We start from the raw sequence: 23,268 nt of genomic DNA on the forward strand, positions 1-23,268 counted from the left end.
AGAGCCTGAGAGAGAGAACGACTCACATGTCCAAGCACACGCTCTCCGTCCTGGTCGAGAACACGCCCGGCATCCTCGCCCGGATCGCCGCGCTGTTCTCCCGCCGCGGGTTCAACATCGATTCCCTCGCGGTCGGCGTCACCGAGCACCCCGACATCTCGCGCATCACCATCGTCGTGAACGTCGAGGACCTCCCGCTGGAGCAGGTGACCAAGCAGCTGAACAAGCTGGTCAACGTGCTCAAGATCGTCGAGCTGGAGCCGCACAGCGCCATCGAGCGCGAACTCGTTCTGGTGAAGGTCCGTGCCGACAACGAGACCCGCTCCCAGATCGTCGAGATCGTCCAGCTGTTCCGCGCCAAGACGGTCGACGTCTCCCCGGAGGCCGTCACCATCGAGGCCACCGGCGGTGCCGACAAGCTCGGCGCGATGCTCAAGATGCTGGAGCCCTTCGGCATCAAGGAACTCGTGCAGTCCGGCACGATCGCCATAGGGCGCGGCGGACGGTCCATCACGGACCGCAGCCTGCGCTCGCTCGAACGTAGCGCCTGACACCGCCGCGGCCCCGGCCGCGACACCCCCGCACGACGTTGCCTCTCGCATGGCGAGACCAAGAAACTTCCTCTACGTTCCCCGCCGTACGGTGGGTGCAACACCAGCGCACCAAGGAGATATCCCAGTGGCCGAGCTGTTCTACGAGAACGACGCCGACCTGTCCATCATCCAGGGCCGCAAGGTCGCGGTCATCGGCTACGGCAGCCAGGGCCACGCCCACGCGCTGTCGCTGCGTGACTCCGGCGTCGACGTCGTCGTCGGCCTGAAGGAGGGCTCGAAGTCCAAGGCGAAGGCCGAGGAGCAGGGCCTGAAGGTCGTCCCGGTCGCCGAGGCCGCCGCGTGGGCGAACGTCATCATGATCCTGACCCCGGACCCGCTCCAGGCCGAGATCTACGAGGAGTCCATCAAGGACAACCTCCAGGAGGGTGACGCGCTCTTCTTCGGCCACGGCTTCAACGTCCGCTACGGCTTCATCAAGCCCCCGGCCAACGTGGACGTCGCCCTGGTCGCCCCGAAGGGCCCGGGCCACCTCGTTCGCCGCCAGTACGAGGAAGGCCGCGGCGTGCCCTGCATCGCCGCCGTCGAGCAGGACTTCTCCGGCAGTGCCTTCGCGCTCGCGCTCTCGTACGCGGCCGGCATCGGCGGCACCCGCGCCGGTGTCATCAAGACCACCTTCACCGAGGAGACCGAGACCGACCTGTTCGGTGAGCAGGCCGTCCTGTGCGGTGGCGCCTCCGCCCTGGTCAAGGCCGGTTTCGAGACCCTGACCGAGGCCGGCTACCAGCCGGAGATCGCGTACTTCGAGTGCCTGCACGAGCTGAAGCTCATCGTTGACCTCATGTACGAGGGCGGCCTGGAGAAGATGCGCTGGTCGGTCTCCGAGACCGCCGAGTGGGGCGACTACATCACCGGCCCCCGCATCATCACCGACGCCACCAAGGCCGAGATGAAGCAGGTCCTCGCCGAGATCCAGAGCGGCGAGTTCGCCAACACCTGGATGGCCGAGTACAAGGGCGGCCTGAAGAAGTACAACGAGTACAAGAACGCCGACGAGGCGCACCTGCTGGAGACCACCGGCAAGAAGCTGCGCAAGCTGATGAGCTGGGTCGACAGCGACGAGAGCTGATCTCGTCCGCGCGGGGGGCCGGGACGGTGCGCCGTTCCGGCCCCCGGCACACCCGCGGCACGCCGCAACACGGCCCTTCCGCAGTCCGGCTTGTCCACCCCGGCCAACCCCAGACGGGTGATCCTTCCGGACAGGCGGAATCCTGGCCAGGATCCGCCACTACACTGCTCAACACAACGCGTCAGGCCCACAGTGTCGTGCGTCTTCCACGCGGCTACCCCCTCCACCGCCTGCGGCCGTCGGGACGGCCGTCCGCACTGGACTTGTGAGGACCCACGTGAGCTCGAAACCTGTCGTACTCATCGCCGAAGAGCTGTCGCCCGCCACGGTGGACGCGCTCGGCCCGGACTTCGAGATCCGGCACGTCAACGGAGCCGACCGCGCGGAGCTGCTCCCCGCGATCGTGGACGTCGACGCCATCCTGGTGCGCTCCGCGACCAAGGTCGACGCGGAGGCCATCGCCGTCGCGAAGAAGCTCAAGGTCGTCGCCCGCGCCGGTGTCGGCCTCGACAACGTCGACGTCTCCTCGGCCACCAAGGCCGGCGTCATGGTCGTGAACGCCCCGACCTCCAACATCGTGACCGCCGCCGAGCTCGCCTGCGGCCTGCTCGTCGCCACGGCCCGCAACATCCCGCAGGCCAACACCGCCCTGAAGAACGGCGAGTGGAAGCGGAACAAGTACACGGGCGTCGAGCTCAGCGAGAAGATCCTCGGCGTCGTCGGCCTCGGCCGCATCGGCGTCCTGGTCGCGCAGCGCATGTCGGCCTTCGGTATGAAGATCGTCGCGTACGACCCCTACGTGCAGCCCGCGCGCGCCGCCCAGATGGGCGTCAAGATGCTGACGCTGGACGAGCTCCTCGAAGTCGCCGACTTCATCACCGTGCACCTGCCCAAGACCCCCGAGACCATCGGTCTCATCGGGGACGAGGCCCTGCACAAGGTGAAGCCGTCCGTCCGCATCGTCAACGCCGCCCGCGGCGGGATCGTCGACGAGGCCGCGCTGTACTCGGCCATAAAGGAGGGCCGCGTCGCCGGCGCCGGCCTCGACGTGTACGCGAAGGAGCCCTGCACGGACTCCCCGCTCTTCGAGCTCGACCAGGTCGTCTGCACCCCGCACCTCGGCGCGTCCACGGACGAGGCCCAGGAGAAGGCCGGTATCGCGGTCGCCAAGTCGGTGCGCCTCGCGCTCGCCGGCGAGCTCGTACCGGACGCAGTCAACGTCCAGGGCGGTGTCATCGCCGAGGACGTGCGCCCCGGTCTGCCGCTCGCCGAGAAGCTCGGCCGCATCTTCACCGCCCTCGCGGGCGAGGTCGCGGTCCGCCTCGACGTCGAGGTCTGCGGCGAGATCACCCAGCACGACGTCAAGGTGCTGGAACTCTCCGCCCTCAAGGGTGTCTTCGAGGACGTCGTCGACGAGACGGTCTCCTACGTCAACGCCCCGCTGTTCGCGCAGGAGCGCGGTGTCGAGGTGCGTCTGACCACCAGCTCGGAATCCCCGGACCACCGCAACGTGGTGACCGTGCGCGGCACCCTGTCGGACGGTCAGGAAGTGTCGGTCTCCGGCACGCTGGCGGGTCCGAAGCACCTTCAGAAGATCGTCGGCATCGGCGAGTACGACGTGGACCTGGCGCTCGCCGACCAGATGCTCGTGCTGCGCTACACCGACCGCCCGGGCGTGGTCGGCACTGTCGGCCGCATCCTCGGCGAAGCCGGTCTGAACATCGCGGGCATGCAGGTCGCCCGCGCCGAGGAGGGCGGCGAGGCGCTCGGCGTCCTCACGGTCGATGCGGAGGTGCCGGTGAACGTCCTCGCGGAGATCTCCGCCGAGATCGGTGCGGTCTCGGCGCGCACGGTCAGCCTCGACTGAATCCCGTAGCGGGGCGGCGGCCACGCGGCAGAAGGAAGGGCCCGGGGAACTCCCCGGGCCCTTCGTCGTGTTCCGCAGGTGCTCTGCTCTGCTGTACAGGGCTCAGCTCCTGAGGGCCGCGGCCTTGTCGGCCAGCTCAGCGATCTCCCCGGCCAGGGCTGCGACCTGCCCGGCCAACTCCTCGACCCCCTCGGTCGGCTCCGCGGCCTCCACGGCCTCCACGGATTCCGCCGGTTCGGTGACCGGGGCGCCGAGCCCCCGCATCAGGGCCACCGCGAGGACACAGGCGGCGAGCAGCAGGGCTGCGCCGCCCCAGGCGGCGTACTGCATGCCGTGGACGAAGGCCTCGCGGGCCGCGGTCAGCAACTGCTCGCCGGCCGCGCCGCCAAGCTGGTGGGCGGTGGCGACCGCCCCGCCGAGGGTCTCCCGGGCGGCGGGCCCCGCATCCGACAGGTCGTTGCGGTAGACGGCGGTGCCGAGGCTGCCCAGGACCGCCATGCCCAGCGCGCCGCCGAACTCCTGGCCGGTCTCCAGCAGGGACGCGGCCGAGCCCGCCTTCTCTGCGGGGGCCGAGCCCAGCGCCATGTCGGAGACCAGGGACATCACGGTGACGATGCCGGAGGCCAGCACGCCGGCGCCGGTCAGCAGCAGCCACAGGGAGTCGCTGCCGACCAGGCTGATCAGGACGAACCCGGCGGCGGCGAGGACGAAGCCGCCGGCGATGACGTACGCCCGGTCGGTCTTGCGGGCCAGGACCGCGCCGACCGGGGCGGCGGCGCCGATGACGAGCGAGGGTGCGAGGCTCCACAGGGCGGCCTCCAGCGTGCCCATGCCGAGCACCGACTGCAGGTACTGGGTGGTGAAGTAGGCCGAGCCCATCACGGCGAAGGCGGCGATGGTGTTGAGGGCGATCCCGGCACCGAATCCGCGGCCCCGGAAGAGCGCCCGGCTGACCATGGCGTCGTCACGGGTGCGCTGGCGGCGGACGAAGACGAACCCGAAGGCCAGGCCCACGGCCACGGAGACCAGGTGGAGCGGCTCCAGGCCCTCGGCGGCGATCTCCTTGAGGCCGTACACGACCGGGAGCACGGCGGCCGTCGACAGCGGGACGCTCAGCAGGTCGAAGCGGCCGGGCGCGGGGTCCTTGAACTCCGGCACTAGCACGGGGACGAGGACCAGCAGGAGCAGCATCGCGGGCACGTTGATCAGGAAGACCGAACCCCACCAGAAGTGGTTCAGCAGCACGCCGCTCATCACGGAGCCGAGGGCGATGCCGCCGGTCATGGCCCCGGACCAGATGGCGATGGCCTGTCCGCGCTGCTTCGCGTCCTGGAAGAGGTTGCGGACGAGGGCCAGCGTGGAGGGCATCAGGGTCGCGCCGCCGACGCCGAGCAGCACACGGGCCGCGATCAGCATCTCGGCGCTGGTGGCGTAGGCGGCGCAGACGGAGGCGAGTCCGAAGGCGGTCGCGCCCATCAGCAGCAGCTTGCGGCGGCCGATCCGGTCACCGAGCGAACCCATGGTGATCAGCAGGCCGGCGAGGGCGAAGGCGTAGCTGTCGAAGATCCAGAGCTGCTGGGTGGCGCTCGGGTCCAGCTCCCGGGTGATGGCGGGGACGGCGAAGTAGAGGACGGAGACGTCCATGGAGACCAAGAGCAGGGGCAGCAGGAGGACGGTGAAGGCGGTCCATTCCCGGCGGCCGGCCAGAGGTGCGGCGGGGTTCGTCATGAGCAGCAATGTACAAGCGTCATAAACGCTTGTCTAGTACGTCCGTATGGGACGTCTGTTTGAGACTGTCGTCTAGGACGGCTGTCTTGATACGGTGGGGGGCATGGGACACCGTGAAGATCTGCTCGAAGGCGCGAAGAAGTGCCTGGCCGAGAAGGGTTTCGTGCGGACGACCGCGCGCGACATCGTCAACGCCTCCGGCGCGAACCTGGCGTCGATCGGCTACCACTACGGTTCGAAGGACGCCCTGTTGACGCAGGCGTTCATCTCGATGGCCGAGGAGTGGGGCGAGTCCTTCAAGCCGGACGTCAAGGGTGAAGGCGGCTCGCTCGAACGCTTCCGATCGGTCTGGGACGGCGTGACCGGACAGCGTGATCAGGCGGCGCCGATGTGGGCGGCCAGCCTGGAGATCGCGATGAACCGTGACCGGCTGCCGGAGCTGCGGGAGATGGTCGTGTCCTCCGAGGGCGAGGGGCGCAAGGGGCTGACCGAGATGTTCACGGGCACCCCGGAGGGGCAGCTCGAAGAGCGGGACATCCGGACCCTGGGCGGGCTGTACCAGGTGCTGGTCTCCGGGATGATGGTGCAGTGGCTGTACAACCCCGAGAACGCCGTCACCGCGGAGGAGTTGACCGAGGGCATGCGCCGCGCCGCGCAGATGATGGTGAACGGCAAGGGCGCCGACGACCCCGCCTGAGCCGTTCGGCCGTGCAGTCGTGCAGTCGTGCAGTCGTGCAGTCGTGCAGTCGTGCAGTCGTGCAGTTAGTTCAGTCGTTCAGCCGTACAGGCGGGCCGTCTTGAGGGCCATGTGGAGCAATAGGCGGTCCTCGCCCTCGTCCAGGTCCAGGCCGGTCAGCTGTTCCACCCGGCCGAGCCGGTAGTACAGGGTCTGGCGGTGGATGCCCAGGGCCGCCGCCGCGCGGCCCGCCTGGCCCGCGCAGTCCAGGAACAGCTCGGCGGTACGGGCGAGTTCCCGGTGCGCGGGCTCCAGCAGGACCCGGGTCGCCGGGTCGCCCACGGGGCCGGCAGCTGCGAGGGATGCCAGCATCCGGTACGGGCCGATCGCCGACCAGCGGGCCACCGGGCCGAACCGGGGCTGGGCCGCGGCCGCCTGCGCCGCCGCCGAGGCCTGCGACCAGGCGTCGGCCAGCGCCGTCAGGCCCCGGCGGGGCTCCGCGATCCCGGCGGTCGCGCCGCCCTGGGCCAGCAGCCGGGTCGCGACGCCCTCGGCGGGGACGAGCACTTCGGCCGAGCGGAGCCGTACCAGTACGGCGAGGGCCTGGCCGGTCCGCCGGTCCGGCCCGGCCTCGGCGCCGGGGCCGGAGACGGGTCCGGCGCCGGCCGCCGGGCCGCTCCTGGACCCGGACTTGGCTCCCGCCCTGCTGCCGGACCGGGCCCCGGAGCCCGACGCGGAGCCCGACGCGGACCTGGCGCCGGCGCCCGACGCGGGCCCGGAGTTCCCGTCGGTACCGGCCCCGGCGGCCACGCCGTCGTCGTCGCCGGCTCCCGGCCAGGGGACGGTGCACACCGCCGCCGTGCCCGGTACCGACGCGGGGGCCTCGCCGGCCCACGGCGTCACGCACACCACCGCGTGCAGCCCGTCCGCGCCCGCTCCCAGCGCCATCCGGAGCGCGGCCACCGCCATGTCCTGCTGCCAGCCCCGGCCCGCGGTGAGCACCCCCCGGAACTCCCGGGACAGGTCGGCCCCCGCCTGCGCCTCCTCGGCGAGCAGGATCCCGATCCGCTCGGCCACCTCCATGGCCGCGGCCAGGACGTCCGGCCCGGGGCCCGGATCCTGGTCGAGGAGCCACACGTAGCCCTGCACGATCCCGCGGTAGCGCACCGGCAGGCAGATCCGGCCCCGGAACACCCCCGCGTCCGGGGCCGCCGGGATCCGGACCGGCCCGGTCGCCCGCGCGATGCCGAAGCCCTCGAACCAGGCCCGCACGGCCGCCGTCGACTGCCGGGTCAGGATCGAGCGGGTGCGCACCGGATCCATGACGAGATCGTCGTCGCTGTCGTGCGCGCCGAAGGCGATGAGGCGGAAGTCCCGGTTCTCCAGTGTCGCCGGGACGCCGAGGAGCGCCGAGATCTCATCCACCAGGTCCTGGTAATCGCCCTTCACCCGGACATTCTCCCACCCGGGAACCCGGTCTTCAGACAGATGTATGAGATCGGGGACACGGATGCGTGACAGCTGTCGATGGCAGAGGATCAAAGCGATCCTTAGGTTTCACGGTGGTTTTACTTGCGTTTCCCTCACGGTCCCGCCCACCCCGCGCGGACCGCGAGCCTGCTTCTGCCACCTGTAGGAGGTGCCCCGTGCTGGGTCCCGCGATCCTCGCCGCTTCGCGCAGCGACAAGATGCGCCGAATCGTCTCTGCCGCCCCTGTGACCAAGCCCGTGGTGACCCGGTTCATCCCCGGCGAGACGGTCGACCAGGTCATCCCGATCGTCAGGGACCTCACGCAGAAGGGGTTGGAGATCACGCTCGACGTGGTGGGCGAGGACATCACCACCGTGGAGCAGTCCTACGCCGCGCGTGACGCCTACCTCGAACTCATCGAGCACCTGGCGGGCCTGGAGCTGGGCGAGACCGTCGAGATGTCCGTCAAGCTGTCGATGTTCGGCCAGGCGCTGGAGGGCGGCCACGAGCTCGCCCTCGCCAACGTCCGCCCGGTCGTCGAGGCCGCCGCGGCCATCGGCACCACCGTCACGCTCGACGCCGAGGACCACACCACCCTCGACTCGATGTTCGCCATCCACGAGGAGCTGCGCCGGGACTTCCCGCAGACCGGCTGCGTGATCCAGGCGTACCTCTTCCGCACCGAGGCCGACGCCCGCCGCCTGGCCGCCGCCGGCAGCCGGGTGCGGATCGTGAAGGGCGCGTACAAGGAGCCCGCCGAGGTCGCGTACCAGGACAAGGCCGAGATCGACAAGGCGTACGTCCGCATCCTGAAGACGCTGATGGAGGGCGAGGGCTACCCGATGATCGGGTCGCACGACCCGCGCCTGATCGCCATCGCCCAGGAGCTCGCCCGCACGGCGGGGCGCAAGCTGGACGAGTACGAGTTCCAGATGCTGTACGGCATCCGCAGCGAGGAGCACCTGCGGCTCGCCGCCGAGGGTCACCGCATGCGCGTCTACACCGCGTACGGGACGGACTGGTACGGCTACTTCATGCGGCGCCTCGCCGAGAAGCCGGCCAACCTCCTGTTCTTCCTCCGCTCGATGATCACCAAGAACTAGCCAGAACCAGGTCAAGGAGTTACCAGTCCGATGGATGCTGTGACCCAGGTCCCCGCGCCGGTCAACGAGCCGGTCCACTCGTACGCCCCCGGCACCCCGGAGCGCGCGCGCCTCGAAACGCAGCTCAAGCAGCTGTCCGAGAACCCGATCGACCTGCCGATGACGATCAACGGCGTCAAGCGCATGGGCGGGGGCGAGCGCTTCGACGTGGTCCAGCCGCACGACCACAAGTCCGTGCTCGGCACCTACGCGAACGCCACCGAGGCCGACGCCCGTGAGGCCGTCAACGCCGCCCTGGCCGCCGCCCCGGCTTGGCGCGCGATGTCGTTCGACGACCGCGCCGCGATCATCCTGCGCGCCGCCGAGCTGCTGTCCGGTCCGTGGCGCGAGAAGCTGGCCGCGTCCACCATGCTGGGCCAGTCGAAGACCGCGCAGCAGGCCGAGATCGACACCCCGTGCGAGCTCGTCGACTTCTGGCGCTTCAACGTCCACTTCGCCCGCCAGATCCTGGCCGAGCAGCCGGTCGCGAACTCCGCCGGCGTGTGGAACCGCAGCGACCACCGCCCGCTCGAAGGCTTCGTCTACGCGATCACGCCGTTCAACTTCACGGCCATCGCCGGCAACCTGCCGACCGCCCCCGCCCTGATGGGCAACGTGGTCGTGTGGAAGCCGTCCCCGACGCAGACCCACTCCGCGATCCTCCTGATGGAGCTGCTGGAGGAGGCCGGCCTGCCGAAGGGCGTCATCAACCTGGTGACGGGCGACGGCATCGCCGTGTCCGAGGTGGCCCTGAACCACCCCGAGCTGGCCGGCATCCACTTCACGGGTTCGACCAAGACCTTCCAGTACCTGTGGAAGACGGTCGGCAACAACATCGAGAAGTACAAGTCCTACCCGCGCCTGGTCGGCGAGACCGGCGGCAAGGACTTCGTCGTCGCGCACCCCTCCGCGGACCGCGCCGTCCTGAAGACCGCCCTGACCCGCGGATCCTTCGAGTTCCAGGGCCAGAAGTGCTCGGCGTCCTCGCGCGCCTACGTCCCGGCCTCGATCTGGAACGACGGCTTCAAGGAGGCCTTCGCGGCCGAGGTCGACGGCATCACCATGGGTGACGTCCGCGACCTCACCAACTTCATCGGCGCCGTCATCGACGAGCGTTCGTTCGCGAAGAACAAGGCCGCGATCGACCGTGCGATCGCCGACCCGACCTGCGAGATCATCGCCGGTGGCACGTACGACGACTCGGAGGGCTACTTCGTCCGCCCGACCGTCATCGCGTGCACCGACCCGGAGAACGAGGTCTTCACGACCGAGTACTTCGGCCCGATCCTCGCGATCCACGTCTACGAGGACGCCGAATTCGACGCGATGCTCGCGCAGATGGAGTCCGTCTCGGCGTACGCGCTGACCGGCTCGATCATCGCCGCCGACCGCTACGCGGCCGCGGACGCGATGGAGAAGCTGCGCTTCGCGGCGGGCAACTTCTACATCAACGACAAGTCGACCGGCGCCGTCGTCGGCCAGCAGCCCTTCGGCGGCGGCCGAGCCTCGGGCACGAACGACAAGGCGGGCGCGGCGAGCAACCTGCAGCGTTGGACCTCGACGCGCTCCATCAAGGAGACCCTGGTCGCGCCGACCGACTACCCGTACCCCCACATGGGCTGATCCTGCGGATTCCGCCGGTCCCGCCCCGCTGAGCCCCGCCCCCGTTCCGGCACCCCCAAGTCCGGATCGGGGGCGGTTCCAGTTCCCGTCCTCACGCGGTCCCGGCCCTACGGGACCAGGACCACCTTGCCGAGGTTGCGCCGCTCCTCGATGATCCGGTGCGCGCGGGCGGCCTCGGCGAGCGGGATCTCCTGGTGCACGGTGACCCGCAGGGCGCCGGCCCGGTGGCGCTCCCACTGCTCGGCGCGCCAGCGCCCGTACAGCGCGGGCTTGCCGCGCGCGATGACCGCCATCTGGAAGCCGGTCACCGAGGCGCCGCGGACCAGGAGCTCGTACGCGTCCACCGTGCCGCCGCCGGAGCTGTACGCCACCAATCGGCCCCCGGGCGCGAGGGCCCGCACGGCCGGGCCGAGCAGCTCGCCGCCGACGCCGTCGAGGACCACGTCGTACGGGTCGCCCCAGGCGGCCTCCCCGTACAGCACGACCTCGTCGGCGCCCAGGGCGCGTACGAAGTCCGCCTTGTCGGCGCTGCCCACCGCGGCGACGACCCGCCGGGCCCCGCCGGCCTTCGCGTACTGCAGGGCGTACGTGCCGACCGCGCTGGCCGCCGCCGTGACCAGGACCGACTCGCCGGGCTCCACCCGCCCCGCCTCGTACGCCCCGCGCGCCACCAGCCCGCTGCGGACGAGGGCGACGGCCTCGACGGCGCCGACCCCGGCGGGGACGGCGGAGGCGAACGGGGCCGCCACGACGGCGTACTCGGCGTAGGAGTGCGCGAAGCACAGCCCGGTGACCCGGTCCCCGACCCGGAACCCGTCCACCCCTTCGCCGAGGGCGGTGACGACGCCGGCGACCTCCCCGCCGAGCGCTGCGGGCTCCCGGCCCTCCCGCACCTTGCGGACGGTGGGCAGCGTGACCCCGAGGGCCTCGACCCGCACGAGCACCTCCCCTGCACCCGGCACCGGCGCGGTGGCCTCCTCGGCGTACAGCACCTCGGGGCCACCGTTGACGTCGTAGCGGATGCGGAGCACGGGGGCGCCTCCCGGGAAAGAGATTCATTGGGAATCCCAACGATATAGGAGATCGTGGGGAATGCCAATGAATTGCTAGGCTGGGCCCATGACATCGGCCCTCGCGCACATCCAGTCCCTGCCGAGCTGGCTCGTCGGCCGCGTCGCGGCCCGGGGCCGCGGCCTGGTCGCCGAGGCGCTCGCCGCGGAAGGGCTGAAGCTCGCCCACCACGCGGTACTGGCGGCGATCGCCGAACACGGCCCGGTGGCCCAGGCCGACCTCGGCCGCCGGCTCGGCATCGACCCCAAGGACCTGGTCGGCCTCCTCAACCACCTGGAAGGCGCGGGCCTCGTCCTGCGCGCCCCGAACCCGGCGGACCGCCGCAAGAACGCGGTCACCCTCACCCCGGCGGGCACGGCCACCCTCACCCGCTGCGCAGCACTGGCCGAGACGGCGAACGCCGAATTCCTCTCCCCACTGACCCCGGCGGAACGCGAACAGCTGACGACCCTGCTGACCCGCCTCCACGACGCGCCGTAGTCCCGCGGGGCCGCCCGCCCCGCGGTCTGGGTCAGACCTCGACCATGACCTGGGTCAGGGACTTGCGGAGCAGGTCCGGGACCTCGCAGTCGTCGGCGGGGTAGCCGACCGGGATGACCGCGAAGGCCTTCTCGTTCTCCGGGCGGTGCAGGACGTGGGAGAGGAAGCGCATCGGGCTCGGGGTGTGGACCAGGGCCGCGAGGCCGGCGAGGTGGAGTGCGGTCAGGAGCATGCCGACCGCGATGCCGACCGATTCGTCCACGTAGTAGTGCTTGCGCTTGGAGCCGTCCGGGCCGAGCCAGTACCTCTGCTGGAACACCACGATCAGCCCCGGGGCGTCCGTCAGATGCGTCTTCACCGCATCCGTGCCCAGGGGCCGCAGGGCGTCGAGCCATTCGTCGCCGAGACGGCCGTCGTACGAGATCAGCTCCTCCTGTTCGGCGGCGTCGCGGATCTGGCGGCGCACGGCCGGGTCCTTGACCAGCACGAAGGTCCAGGGCTGCTGGTGGGCCCCGGACGGCGCGGTCGCGGCGCACGCGACGGCGTCCCGGATGACCTGCTCCGGGACGGGGTCGGGGGAGAAGTGCCGGACGGTCCGCCGCTCGGCCATGCGCTCCCGCAACCGCGCGGAGCGCGCGAGCGATTCGGCGCTCGGCATCCGATCGGGCCGGTAGGCGACGGGGCGGTACGGCTCGCCGTGGGTCGGGGTCCACTGCTCGGTCTCGGGCGACATGGACAGATCCTGGCGCCGGGAACCGCGCGGGGCCAGCAGCCCGTTATGACCCTCTGCCCGATGTGTACGGACAGGGGGAGCTATGGACATGTCGAACGCCGGTCGAATCCTCGACTGGGAGGGCTGCTTCAACGTGCGGGACCTCGGCGGGCTCGGCGGGATCCGGCCCGGCGCGCTGGTCCGCGCCGACGCGCTGGACCGGCTCACCGCCCGCGGGTGGACCGGTCTCGTCGACCACGGGGTACGCACCGTCGTCGACCTGCGCAACGACGATGAGGCGGGCGTGGACCACGCGCCCCGCCCGGCCGCCGTGAACACCGTCCGCATCCCCCTCGACGGGTTGGAGGACCGGGAGTTCTGGGACCGCTGGTGGGGGACGCCGGCTTTCGGGACGCCCGCATACTTCCGGCCGTTCCTCGCCCGCTTCCCCGAACGCGTGGCCGCCGTCGCCGCGGCCGTCGCGGACGCCGCGCCGGGCGGGGTGGCCTTCCACTACGCCCTGGGCCGTGACCGCACCGGCATCATCGCCCTGGTACTGCTGAGGCTGATGGGCGCGAGCCCCGAGGAGATAGCCACCGACCACGGGCTGAGCGAGCCGCGGGTGCGCGCGATGTACGCCGCGCGGGGCCGCCCGTACGACGGCCGGGAGATCGAGGAGTACACGGCGGGCCTGGGTACCACCGTTCACGAGCTGGCCCGGGCCGCCGCGGACTGGCTCAAACCGCAGGAGTACCTGCGGGTGGGTGGGCTGGGTGATGCGGAACTCGGCAGGCTGCGCGGCAGACTGGGGGCATGAGTGACCTCCACACCCGCCTCGCCCATACCGCGCAGCTCGGCCCGGGCGTCCTAGGGGAGCTGCGGGAACTGCTCGGCGGGGCCTTCGGCGGGGAGTTCTCGGGGGAGGACTTCGAGCACGCCCTCGGCGGCATGCACGTGCTCGTGCGCGAGGGCGGCGAGGGCCGCGAGGGCGGGGAGCTCATCGCGCACGGGAGCGTGGTCCAGCGCCGGGTGGTGCATGCGGGGCGGGCCCTGCGGACCGGATACGTCGAGGCCGTGGCCGTACGGTCGGACCTGCGCCGGCGTGGTCTCGGGGGGCAGGTCATGGCCGCGCTGGAGGCCGTCATCGCCCGGGCCTACGCACTGGGCGCGCTCTCCGCCTCCGATGCGGGGGCCGCGCTGTACGCCTCCCGCGGCTGGAGCGTGTGGGGCGGGCGGGTCGGCACCCTCGCGCCCTCCGGGCCGCAGGCCCTCCCGGAGGAAGAGGGCTCGACGTACCTGTGGGTGCCCGACGGCGGGGTCCTGCCGGACCCCGCCGAGGGGCTGTGGTTCGACTGGCGCAACGGGGACGTGCTCTAGGCGCGTCCGGCGGGCGCTACGAGCCGCTGATGCTGGGCGCGCCCGTCTCGATGTGGCCCGTGTAGCGGCGCGACCAGGTGCCGTCATTGTCCGCGAGGATCGTGAAGTCGTACCAACCCTTGTTGTAGGCGACCGCGTTGAAGAAGTCCTCGCGCGAGGAGTTCGCCGGGACGGTGTACGTCCACGGGCCGTCCGAGCGGTATGCGTTGGAGCGGATGGTGAAGGTGACGGGGGCGGCCGACGCGTTCGTCATCTTGAAGTAGATCGCGGTCTTGCCCGTGCCCGGCTCCACGGCGAAGCGGGCCGCGACCTCGATCGCCTTGCCCGCCTTCGACGCATCGCCGATGAACCGGCGCAGGAAGCGGTTCGGCCCGTACATCGAGATGTCGTACTTCCCGGAGCCGCTGCCGAGCCCGATGCTGAACCAGTCGGTCGACGTCGCGCCCGGGTCGACCGTGTACTGCCAGGCCGCAGTGTCCCGGTACTGGTGCGGGTGGATCGAGAAGTGCGCCGCCCGCTTCGCCTGCGCTCCCTGGTTGGTCATCGAGAACCAGGCCAGGATGTTGCCGGCCGTGCCGAACTCGAAGCGGTCCAGGTTGCCGTTCACCTGGTAGGGAAGGGCCCGCGCCGGTCGGGTCCCGGCCTCCTGCGCCGGGAGCGCGTTGTCCTGCGGCGCCGGGTTGGGGAGTGGGCCGCAGGTCGCCTGGCCGATGACTTTCGCGGTCGAGGGCAGTCCCGACGGCACCCCGTACACCGGGTGCGCGAAGTCGAAGACGCCCGTCAGGTCGCCCGTCACCTTGCGGCGCCACGGGCTGATGTTCGGGCAGGTCGCCGGGGTGCCGAGGGCCGCCGTCCAGGTCTCCATGAAGCGGAGCACCGAGGTGTGGTCGAAGACCTCCGAGCTCACCCAGCCGCCGCGCGTCCACGGGGACATGACGAGCATCGGGACGCGGAAGCCGAGGCCGATCGGCGTGCCGTCGATGTACTCGCCGGGGGTGCCGGGCGGGGCGACGGGCGGCGGGACGTGGTCGAAGAAGCCGTCGTTCTCGTCGTAGTTCAGGAAGAGGACGGTGGAGTCGAAGACCTCGGGGTTCGCGGCCAGCGCGCGGTAGACGAGGTCCACGAAGTGCGCGCCGTCGCCGGGCGGGGCGTACGGGTGTTCCGAGAAGGCCTCGTTCGCGACGACCCAGGAGACCTGGGGCAGGGTGCCGGCGATGACGTCGGCGCGGATGGCGGCCGCGATGTCGTCGGGGGTGGAGCCGGTGACCTTCGGGACGGAGCCCATGCCGCGGTCCCGTAGCGGGTCGCCGGGCGCCGAGTCCGTGAACTTCTTGAAGTAGGCCAGGCCGTTGTCGCCGTAGTTGTCCTGGGCGTTCTGGTAGACCTTCCAGCTCATGCCGGCCCGCTGGAGGGCTTCCGCGTACGTCTCCCAGGTCAGCCCGGACTCGTCGCCGCCGTCCTTGCTGCCCGCGTCGATCTTGCCGCTCCACAGGAAGGTGCGGTTCGGGCCGGTCGCGCTGAGCGTGGAGCAGAAGTACGCGTCGCAGATCGTGTAGTTGTCGGCGAGCCCGTAGTGGAACGGTATGTCCCCGCGGTCGAGGTGGCCGAGGGTGCGGGTGTTGCCGACGCCCAACACCCAGTTGTCCATGCGGCCGTTGTTCCAGGCGGCGTGCTGCGAGGTCCAGCTGTGCGGGAGGTCGCCGTTGCACTGGGCGAGGGTCTCGCCGTCCACCCCGCCGGCCGGCGGGGTGGCGCTGAGCTTCCACGGGTACTGGCGGCCGCCCCAGTTGGGCTGGTTGAACGTGCCCCACCCGCCCGGGATGTTCCCGGCGGCGCGGTCGGCGAAGCCGCGGACGCCCTTCAGCTTGCCGAAGTAGTGGTCGAAGCTGCGGTTCTCCTGCATCAGGATCACCACGTGCTTCACATCGGTGATCGTGCCGCTCGCGGCGGCCGCGGCCGCCGACGTCGGCGCGATCGCGGGCAGGGCGGCACCGGCCACCAGCCCGGCGCCGATTCCCACGAATCCTCTGCGGCTGATCGGTGTCACTGGCTACTCGCCTCCAACTCAAGTGCCCCGCTGGCACATCGACGGAAAGGGTGGCGGGCGCCGGGCCAAAGGTCTACATCCGTGCGGTAAGAAGACGGTGAACATCCGGTTGGCTTGAATCAGTCCCCGAGACGGACGAGCATCTTGCCCAAATTGTCGCCGCGGAGCATGCCGAGGAAGGCGTCCACCGTGCGATCGATCCCCTGCGCAACGGTGGTGTCCATGCTTATGTGGCCGCTGCGCAGATGGGGGACCAGGAAGTCTTCCAGTTCATCCTGCAGATTGGTGTGATTTCGAACCAATACCCCTTCCAGGCGCAGTGACTTGTGGACGACCTCGAAGAGGTTGCGGGGAGCGGCCGGCGAGCGGTCCCCGTTGTACATCGAGATCCCGCCGACCCAGGCGATCCGTCCGTACTCGCGCAGTACGTCGATGGCCCCCGCCAGGTGGTCCCCGCCCACGTTGTCCACGTACACGTCGATGCCGTCGGGTGCGGCCTGCGCGAGCAGCTCGCCGACCGGCCCGTCGTGGTAGTCGAACGCCGCGTCGAAGCCGAGCGCGCCGGTGAGGTGGCGGACCTTCGCCGTGGAGCCCGCGCTGCCGATGATCCGGCGGGCGCCCAGCAGCCGCGCGATGTGGCCGGTCGCGGTGCCGACCCCGCCCGCGGCGGCGGAGACGAAGAGGTCCTCGCCCTCGCGCAGGGCCGCGGTCCGGGTCAGCGCGGCGTAGGCGGTGAGGCCGGTGCCGCCGAGGATGCCCAGGTACGCCTCCAGCGGGACGCCTTCGTGGCCGCGCAGCTTCCGGGTGCCGTTCGCGCCGAGCGTGACGAGGGCGTGGGTGCGCCAGCCCTCGCGGTGGAAGACCAGGTCCCCCTCGCGCAGCCCGGAGTCGCGGGAGGCCACCACCCGGCCCACCGCCCGGCCCTCCAGCGGGGTGTTCAGCTCGAAGCCGCCCTCGCCGCCGTCCATCATCCCGCGGTGGTACGGGTCCACCGAGAGCAGCAGGTTCTCGACCAGGGCGGCGCCCGCCCCGGGGGAGGGAACCGGGGTCTCGGCGTACGCGAAGTCGGTCGCGGCGGGGAAGCCGGTGGGGCGGGCGATCTGGTGGACTGCGACGGCGGTCTGGTTCGTGGTCATGGCGAGGACGTTAGGAAGGAATGGCCCGCGCGGGCAGGGGGTTGGGCTCATGGAAGCGGGACATCCGTGAACACCGCTCATAGAACGAGGTGGAAGCGCCCATGTCGGGAAGTACGGCCGAGCTCGCTCCGCACGAACTGCGCGTCCTGGTCGCCGTCGCGGAGACCGGCGGCTTCTCCGCCGCGGCCGCCCGGCTCGGCCTCACCCAGTCCGCGGTCTCGCACTCCGTGCGCGGTAGCGAGGCGAAGACCGGCGCGGTGCTCTTCGAGCGCGGCCGCGCCGGCGCCTCGCCCACCCCGGCGGGGGAGCGGGCCGTCGCCCTCGCCCGCCGGATCCTGCGGCTGTACGAACACCTCGGCGCGGAGGTGCGCGCCGTCGGCGGGGGCGCTGCCGGCGGGGGCGGCGCGACGGGGGTGCTGCGCATCGCGGCCTTCCGCAGCGCGGCCCTGCACCTGCTGCCCCCGACGCTGGAACGGCTGACCGCCCGGCACCCCGGACTACGGCCCGAGGTGCGGGTGGTGCGCGAGCTCGGCGAGGGCGGGGTCGGCGAGGTGGCGGCCGGCCGCGCGGACCTCGCCCTCGCCACGCTCGGGCCCGGGTACCCGCCGCCGCCGGGACTGCTGACGGGGGTGCTCGTGGAGGAGGCGTACGCCCTGGTCCATCCGGCCGGGCACCCCGACCCGAAGACGCTGCCCCTGCTCGACTGGGACGAGAACTGTGGTTCCCACACCCGTGACTGGTGGTCCGCCCAGGACTGGCTGCCGCCCGCCACCGTCAAGGCGGAGGACGACGCGATGGTGCTGACCATGGTCGGGCGCGGGCTCGGGATGGCGATCCTGCCCGCACTGTCGCTCCGCGAGGCAACGGACGCCGTGGACATCACCGGACTGGGCCCTTCGGGGCCGGTGAGACACGTGGGATACGTCACCACACCGGAATCCGCCTCGACCCTCGCCGTCAGGGCTCTGATCAGGGAACTTCGGTCCGAGGCGGCCTGAATCGGAGACCCGGAACGGTCCCTTCCGAGGGGTTGGTCGTCTCAGATAGTAGGAAGCCCGAGTAATTGCGGAGACATACAACGAGAGCTGCCCTAGCTTTGTAGAAGCCGAACGTCTCGCCAATCCGGCGAATGGCGGTCGAGAGCGCGCGCCCCTTGGCAGGCAACCCCTGCGGCGCACTGCTCCCCGCCTCTTCCGGCGCCTTGAAGGAACCCCTCATCCGTGGCCCCGCCACGCCGTGATCTCAAGGAGTCGATCACCATGACCGCATCCACCGCCACCCGCCGCGTCCGCCACTCCTCCTCTGCCGACGCCGACCGCAAGAACGCCGCCGCCGCCCTCCAGCGCGCCCTCGACCGCCGTGACAACGGCGGCTCGACCGGCCACTGAGGCGAGCGCAGGACGAAGCCCGGTCCAGCGACATATTGCGTCCACATGGTGGACGCAATATGTCTGAGGACTGGGATGAGGAGTACGGTTCCGACATGTCGACCAGCATCAATCTCGCAGTGATCCCCGGTGATGGCATCGGCCAGGAAGTAGTGGCTCAGGGCCTCAAGGTCCTTGCCGCGGTCCTGCCCCAGGATGTGAAGCTGGAGACCAAGGAGTACGACCTCGGCGCCCGGCGCTGGCACCGCACCGGGGAGACCCTCCCGGACGAGGAGCTCGAAGCCCTCAAGCACCACGACGCGATCCTGCTGGGCGCCATCGGCGACCCGTCGGTCCCGTCGGGCGTGCTGGAACGCGGCCTGCTGCTGAAGCTCCGCTTCGCCTTCGACCACTTCATCAACCTGCGTCCGTCGAAGCTCTTCCCCAACACGGCCAGCCCGCTCGCCGGCCGTCCGGAGATCGACTTCGTCGTGGTCCGCGAGGGCACCGAGGGCCCGTACACCGGCAACGGCGGCAGCCTGCGCACCGGCACCCCCGCCGAGGTGGCCACCGAGGTCAGCATCAACACCGCGTACGGCGTCGAGCGCGTCGTGCGGGACGCGTACGAGCGGGCCAACTCCCGCCCCCGCAAGAAGCTGACGCTGGTCCACAAGAACAACGTCCTCGTGTACGCGGGCCACATGTGGAAGAACATCTTCGACAAGGTCGGCCAGGAGTACCCCGAGGTCACCACCGACTACCTGCACGTCGACGCCGCGACGATCTTCTTCGTCACGCAGCCCGAGCGCTTCGACGTCATCGTCACGGACAACCTCTTCGGTGACATCCTCACCGACCTGGCCGCCGCCGTGACCGGCGGGATCGGCCTCGCGGCCTCCGGCAACATCAACCCGACCGGCACCTTCCCGTCCATGTTCGAGCCCGTCCACGGCTCGGCCCCGGACATCGCCGGCACCGGCAAGGCCGACCCGACCGCGACGATCCTGTCGGTGGCCCTCCTGCTGCGCCACCTCGGCCACGAGGACCGGGCCGCCCGCATCGAGGACGCGGTCTCGGCCGACCTCGCGGAGCGCGACGGCACCTTCCGCACCACCGACCAGATCGGCGACGCACTCGCCGAGCGAGTAGCCGGCTGACCCGGCAGCTCCACCTCAGGAAGCCGCCGGGTCGCGTGACCAACGCACCCGGCGGCTTTTCCTGTGCGGCCCCGGGTGCCACCATCTCCCTGGGCCGCAATCACCCCGCTTCACCGAACGCATCTTGCGCGCGATAATCGAACGCGAGACCGCGGAATGCGGGGAAGCTCGGACGTCCTGGTACGCCGTGAGCGCGGTCCGCCCTACAAACCGGTGAAGGACAAGCACTCATGACGACGCCCACGATCGAGCTCAAGCCCTCCTCGAACCCGCTGTCCGATGCGGAGCGAGAGGCGATCCTGGCCAGCCCCGGCTTCGGCCGCCACTTCACCGACCACATGGTGACGATCAAGTGGACTGAGGGTCGCGGCTGGCACGACGCCGAGCTGGTCCCGTACGCGCCGCTTTCGATGGACCCGGCGAACATGACCCTGCACTACGCGCAGACGATCTTCGAGGGCCTCAAGGCCTACCGCCAGCCCGACGGCACCGTCGCGACGTTCCGCCCGCAGGCCAACGCCGAGCGCTTCCAGGCCTCCGCCCGCCGCATGGCGATGCCGGAGCTGCCGGCCGACCTCTTCATCGAGGCGTGCGACGCGCTCATCAAGCAGGACAGCGCCTGGGTGCCTTCCTCCGGTGAGGCCTCCCTGTACCTGCGGCCGTTCATGTTCGCGTCCGAGGTCGGCCTGGGCGTCCGCCCGGCCAACGAGTTCCTGTTCATGGTCATCGCCTCGCCCGCCGGCGCGTACTTCCCCGGCGGCGTCAAGCCCGTCTCCGTCTGGCTCTCCGAGGAGTACGTCCGCGCGGTCAAGGGCGGTACGGGTGCGGCCAAGACCGGCGGCAACTACGCGGCCTCCCTCGTGGCCCAGGCCCAGGCCGCCTCGCACGGCTGCGACCAGGTCGTCTGGCTCGACGCCGTCGAGCACCGCTGGATCGAGGAGATGGGCGGCATGAACCTGTACTTCGTGTACGGCGACCGCATCGTCACTCCCGAGCTGACCGGCTCGCTCCTGCCGGGCATCACCCGCGACTCCCTCCTCACCATCGCCCGCGACCTCGGCTACACCGCCGAGGAGGGACGCATCTCCACCGAGGACTGGAAGCGCGACAACGAGAACGGCACCCTGACCGAGGTGTTCGCCTGCGGCACCGCCGCCGTCATCACCCCGGTCGGCTCGGTCAAGTCCGAGCGCGCGAACTGGACCCAGGGCAGCGGCGAGCCCGGCGAGGTCACCATGAAGCTCCGCAAGGCGCTGCTGGACCTCCAGACCGGTCACACCGCCGACGCCCACGGCTGGATGCACCCGCTCGGCTAGGTCTGCCGCGCACCCACCCCGCACAAGAGGTCCCCGCCGCGAGGCCGGGGCCTCTTCGTGCGTCCGGGCCCGGGTCCGCGGGCCGTCCCACCCGTACGGCGCAACCGCACGGCGCTCCCGGACCGGGCCCGCCGCGCAGTGCGACGGCCCTGCACGGCATGGCCCGCACGGCCGTTCGGCCCGGCACCGTCCCTGCACGGGCGCGGCGTCCCGCTCGTGCGCGGATGCGGGGTGCACACCGGCGTGCGAATTTGGTCGCGCCTGCCCCTCCGGCGCCGGACACCGGCCCGGGTGGCCCGGTACGCCCCTCCCACCGGGGTGAATCTCTCGTGCGCCGGCGGCTCCTGCCGGCGGAAAGGCGGATCCCCATGAAGCGGTTCGTTGCATCCGGCCTGCTCTGCGCGGCCGTGGTACTCGGCGCCTCGGCATGCTCCAGCGGCGATGACACGACGCCGCAGGAGGCAGCCTCGTCGGCCAGCGCCGCACTGTGCACCAACCTGGTCCAGTTGAAGTCGGACAACGCGGCGCTCAAGGCTCTGAATCCGGCCACGGCCACCAAGGACCAGTTGAAGTCGGCGTACGACGCCGTCCAGGCGGACTGGAAGAAGGTCAAGGAGACCACTTCGGCACTGAAGTCGGCCGAGAAGGACGCCGTCACGACGGCCGCGGAGAGCCTCAAGAAGGCCTTCGAGGACCTGCCCGGCGACACCACGGGCAAGGACGCGATGACCCAGCTCCAGCCGCAGATCCAGGCGCTGGACACCGCGGCCAACGAGGCGACCACCTCGCTGAAGTGCCGTTAGCGCTCGGCGGCGGCGCCGACGACGCGGGCCCCGGGGGGACGTCCCCCCGGGGCCCGCGTCGTGCACCGGTCCCGGCGTCCGCCGTCAGTCGACGGCGACGGCGACCTTGGCGGCGGTGTCGCTCGCGCCGGCAGGCACGACCGCGGCCGTACTCGCGGTCCGGAACGTCAGGGCCGTGTAGACCAGGCCGCCGGCCAGGCCGGACAGGACGAAGGAGCAGTCCACGCCGCCGGTCAGGGCGAGCAGGGGGCCCTCGTAGAAGGGGGTCGTCACGGCGAGCAGGCCGACTCCGGCGCCGACGGCCCAGGAGACCGTCGCGGCGACGTTCCAGCCGGCGCGGTACCAGTAGATCCCTCCCACCGAGCGGCGGTTGAAGACCTGGAGGGCGTCGGCGTCGTACTGCCCGCGGCAGCGGACGTAGCCGATCAGGGTGATCACGGCCCACGGGGTGCCGATCGCGGTCAGCAGCAGGACGAACGAGGTCATCGCGGACTGTACGTCCCACTCGAAGGAGCCGATGAAGACGAACGCGGTGGCGACGCCCGCGGCGACCAGCGTGGCTTTGGCCCGGGTGGCCCGGGGCACGATGGCGTCGAGGTCGAGGCCCATCGAGTAGAGCATCAGCCCGGCGTTGCCCACCGAGCCGGCCGCGGCGGCGGCGAGCAGCGGGACCAGGTACCAGAACGGCGCGGCGTCGACGAGCGGTCCGGCGTAGTCGGCGCCGGCCTTGGCGGCGAGCGCGGTGTAGGTGCCGAACAGCTGCGGGATCAGCAGACCGATCAGCAGGCCGAACCCGGTGGCCCAGAACACCTTGCGGGAGCCGTGCTTGCGGGGGGAGATGTAGCGGGTGTAGTCGCCGAGCAGGGTGATGAAGGCGACGGGGCCGCTGAGCCCGGCGGCGACGGCGGCGAGCAGCCAGGTCGGCCAGAAGGAGCCGAGCAGGTACGAGGTGTCCGGCGGGGCGGCGGTGGTGAAGTCGGGGGCGTACGCGTAGACGCCCACGGCGAGCAGGACCACCATGCCGATGGACAGGACCTTGCTCAGGCGGAGCAGCAGCCGGTAGCCGAAGACCGCCCCGACCACGGTGAAGGCCGCGAGTACGCCGTACATCACGGCCCGCGTGACACCGGTGTCCGGCAGCCCCAGGAGCCGGGACAGGGCGCCGACCATCACGTCGCCGCCGATCCACAGGGTGAGCGCGGTGTAGCCGAGGGCGAGCAGCAGGCCGACGACCGAGCCGACGAGCCGGCCGCGCACGCCGAACTGGGCGCCGCTGGAGGTGGAGAGGTTGGTCGCCGTGCGCAGGGACACCAGCGCCAGCGGCGCGGTGAAGGCGATGCCGACCAGCGTGCCGGTCACGATGGCGGTGACCGAGGGCCACAGGCCCAGTCCGAAGGACGGGGGCAGCCAGCCGAACACGATGACCCCGAGGCAGAGGTTCGAGCCGAGCAGGATCGAGATCAGGTCACGGGGACCGCTCGTCCGCTCCTCCTCCGGGATGGTGTCGACTCCGCGCTGTTCGATGGGCATGGGGGGACTCCCTTGGCAGGGCGGGGGGTGGTTCGCATTTGTTTGAGCGACACTCAATGTGACCTAACCCCTGGTCCCAGGTCAAT

21 protein-coding genes are annotated in these 23,268 nt (G+C 71.1%); 14 read left to right on the forward strand and 7 right to left on the reverse strand.

Going from position 1 to position 23,268, the window contains the following annotated elements:
- Positions 1-26 precede the first annotated feature (26 nt).
- From ilvN to serA, 3 genes are all read left to right on the forward strand, one after another.
- Positions 27-551 carry an acetolactate synthase small subunit gene (ilvN, locus tag OHA65_RS26585; protein WP_327278713.1) on the forward strand — a complete coding sequence of 175 codons (525 nt, stop codon included), beginning with the start codon at positions 27-29 and terminating at the stop codon, positions 549-551.
- Between the two features lie 127 nt (positions 552-678).
- The gene (ilvC, locus tag OHA65_RS26590; protein WP_327278714.1) at positions 679-1,680 is read left to right on the forward strand and encodes a ketol-acid reductoisomerase; all 1,002 of its coding nucleotides are present in this window, start codon (positions 679-681) and stop codon (positions 1,678-1,680) included.
- 277 nt (positions 1,681-1,957) lie between these two features.
- Positions 1,958-3,547, forward strand: a complete 1,590-nt coding sequence (serA, locus tag OHA65_RS26595; RefSeq protein ID WP_327278715.1) for a phosphoglycerate dehydrogenase — start codon at positions 1,958-1,960, stop codon at positions 3,545-3,547.
- Positions 3,548-3,649: 102 nt separating this feature from the next.
- Here serA and OHA65_RS26600 read toward each other — a convergent pair whose 3' ends face one another.
- Positions 3,650-5,275: an MFS transporter gene (locus tag OHA65_RS26600; RefSeq protein ID WP_405762548.1), complete on the reverse strand. Its 1,626-nt coding sequence runs from the start codon at positions 5,273-5,275 to the stop codon at positions 3,650-3,652.
- Positions 5,276-5,378: 103 nt separating this feature from the next.
- Here OHA65_RS26600 and OHA65_RS26605 point away from each other — a divergent pair, with 103 nt between their 5' ends.
- Positions 5,379-5,972: a TetR/AcrR family transcriptional regulator gene (locus OHA65_RS26605; protein ID WP_327278717.1), complete on the forward strand. Its 594-nt coding sequence runs from the start codon at positions 5,379-5,381 to the stop codon at positions 5,970-5,972.
- A gap of 78 nt (positions 5,973-6,050) precedes the next feature.
- On the opposite strand, the gene OHA65_RS26610 is transcribed toward OHA65_RS26605, so the two are convergent.
- Positions 6,051-7,400 (reverse strand): PucR family transcriptional regulator, encoded by a 1,350-nt coding sequence (locus tag OHA65_RS26610; RefSeq protein WP_405762550.1) that lies wholly within the window; start codon positions 7,398-7,400, stop codon positions 6,051-6,053.
- Positions 7,401-7,597: 197 nt separating this feature from the next.
- On the opposite strand from OHA65_RS26610, the gene OHA65_RS26615 reads away from it, so the two are divergent.
- Both OHA65_RS26615 and pruA read left to right on the forward strand, forming a co-directional pair.
- Complete coding sequence (locus OHA65_RS26615; protein WP_328763794.1) at positions 7,598-8,524, forward strand: proline dehydrogenase family protein; 927 nt, start codon at positions 7,598-7,600, stop codon at positions 8,522-8,524.
- 30 nt (positions 8,525-8,554) lie between these two features.
- A complete protein-coding gene (gene pruA, locus OHA65_RS26620; RefSeq protein ID WP_327278720.1) occupies positions 8,555-10,186 on the forward strand; it encodes an L-glutamate gamma-semialdehyde dehydrogenase in 1,632 nt (543 codons plus the stop codon).
- 107 nt (positions 10,187-10,293) lie between these two features.
- Here pruA and OHA65_RS26625 read toward each other — a convergent pair whose 3' ends face one another.
- Complete coding sequence (locus tag OHA65_RS26625; protein WP_405762552.1) at positions 10,294-11,217, reverse strand: zinc-binding alcohol dehydrogenase family protein; 924 nt, start codon at positions 11,215-11,217, stop codon at positions 10,294-10,296.
- An 88-nt stretch (positions 11,218-11,305) separates the two neighbouring features.
- Between OHA65_RS26625 and OHA65_RS26630 the strand changes: the two genes are divergently transcribed.
- On the forward strand, positions 11,306-11,737 hold the full coding sequence (locus tag OHA65_RS26630; protein WP_327278722.1) for a MarR family transcriptional regulator: 432 nt from the start codon (positions 11,306-11,308) through the stop codon (positions 11,735-11,737).
- 31 nt (positions 11,738-11,768) lie between these two features.
- Here the strand turns inward: OHA65_RS26630 and OHA65_RS26635 are convergent, their stop codons facing one another.
- A complete protein-coding gene (locus OHA65_RS26635) occupies positions 11,769-12,470 on the reverse strand; it encodes a nitroreductase family protein (RefSeq protein WP_327278723.1) in 702 nt (233 codons plus the stop codon).
- 88 nt (positions 12,471-12,558) lie between these two features.
- Between OHA65_RS26635 and OHA65_RS26640 the strand changes: the two genes are divergently transcribed.
- A complete protein-coding gene (locus tag OHA65_RS26640) occupies positions 12,559-13,266 on the forward strand; it encodes a tyrosine-protein phosphatase (protein WP_405762554.1) in 708 nt (235 codons plus the stop codon).
- Positions 13,263-13,826, forward strand: a complete 564-nt coding sequence (locus tag OHA65_RS26645; protein ID WP_328763800.1) for a GNAT family N-acetyltransferase — start codon at positions 13,263-13,265, stop codon at positions 13,824-13,826. The genes OHA65_RS26640 and OHA65_RS26645 overlap by 4 nt, the downstream gene beginning before the upstream one ends.
- Before the next feature lie 16 nt (positions 13,827-13,842).
- Here OHA65_RS26645 and OHA65_RS26650 read toward each other — a convergent pair whose 3' ends face one another.
- Together OHA65_RS26650 and OHA65_RS26655 are read right to left on the reverse strand one after the other, a co-directional pair.
- The gene (locus OHA65_RS26650; protein WP_405762556.1) at positions 13,843-15,873 is read right to left on the reverse strand and encodes a phosphocholine-specific phospholipase C; all 2,031 of its coding nucleotides are present in this window, start codon (positions 15,871-15,873) and stop codon (positions 13,843-13,845) included.
- 119 nt (positions 15,874-15,992) lie between these two features.
- Positions 15,993-17,009, reverse strand: coding sequence for an NADP-dependent oxidoreductase (locus tag OHA65_RS26655; protein WP_405762558.1), 1,017 nt, complete (start codon positions 17,007-17,009; stop codon positions 15,993-15,995).
- A gap of 101 nt (positions 17,010-17,110) precedes the next feature.
- Between OHA65_RS26655 and OHA65_RS26660 the strand changes: the two genes are divergently transcribed.
- The 5 genes from OHA65_RS26660 to OHA65_RS26680 all read left to right on the forward strand — a co-directional run bounded on the left by OHA65_RS26660 (position 17,111) and on the right by OHA65_RS26680 (position 21,652).
- A complete protein-coding gene (locus OHA65_RS26660) occupies positions 17,111-18,007 on the forward strand; it encodes a LysR family transcriptional regulator (protein ID WP_327278728.1) in 897 nt (298 codons plus the stop codon).
- A 261-nt stretch (positions 18,008-18,268) separates the two neighbouring features.
- Complete coding sequence (locus OHA65_RS26665; RefSeq protein ID WP_327278729.1) at positions 18,269-18,397, forward strand: hypothetical protein; 129 nt, start codon at positions 18,269-18,271, stop codon at positions 18,395-18,397.
- Positions 18,398-18,492: 95 nt separating this feature from the next.
- Complete coding sequence (locus tag OHA65_RS26670) at positions 18,493-19,533, forward strand: 3-isopropylmalate dehydrogenase (protein ID WP_327278730.1); 1,041 nt, start codon at positions 18,493-18,495, stop codon at positions 19,531-19,533.
- A 230-nt stretch (positions 19,534-19,763) separates the two neighbouring features.
- The gene (locus OHA65_RS26675; RefSeq protein ID WP_327278731.1) at positions 19,764-20,849 is read left to right on the forward strand and encodes a branched-chain amino acid aminotransferase; all 1,086 of its coding nucleotides are present in this window, start codon (positions 19,764-19,766) and stop codon (positions 20,847-20,849) included.
- A gap of 368 nt (positions 20,850-21,217) precedes the next feature.
- Entirely contained in the window at positions 21,218-21,652 is a 435-nt protein-coding gene (locus OHA65_RS26680; RefSeq protein WP_327278732.1) for a hypothetical protein, read from the forward strand.
- Between the two features lie 84 nt (positions 21,653-21,736).
- On the opposite strand, the gene OHA65_RS26685 is transcribed toward OHA65_RS26680, so the two are convergent.
- On the reverse strand, positions 21,737-23,182 hold the full coding sequence (locus OHA65_RS26685) for a cytosine permease (RefSeq protein WP_327278733.1): 1,446 nt from the start codon (positions 23,180-23,182) through the stop codon (positions 21,737-21,739).
- Between the last annotated feature and the right edge of the window lie 86 nt (positions 23,183-23,268).

Source organism: Streptomyces sp. NBC_00045 (assembly GCF_045041095.1).
GTDB lineage: Bacteria > Actinomycetota > Actinomycetes > Streptomycetales > Streptomycetaceae > Streptomyces.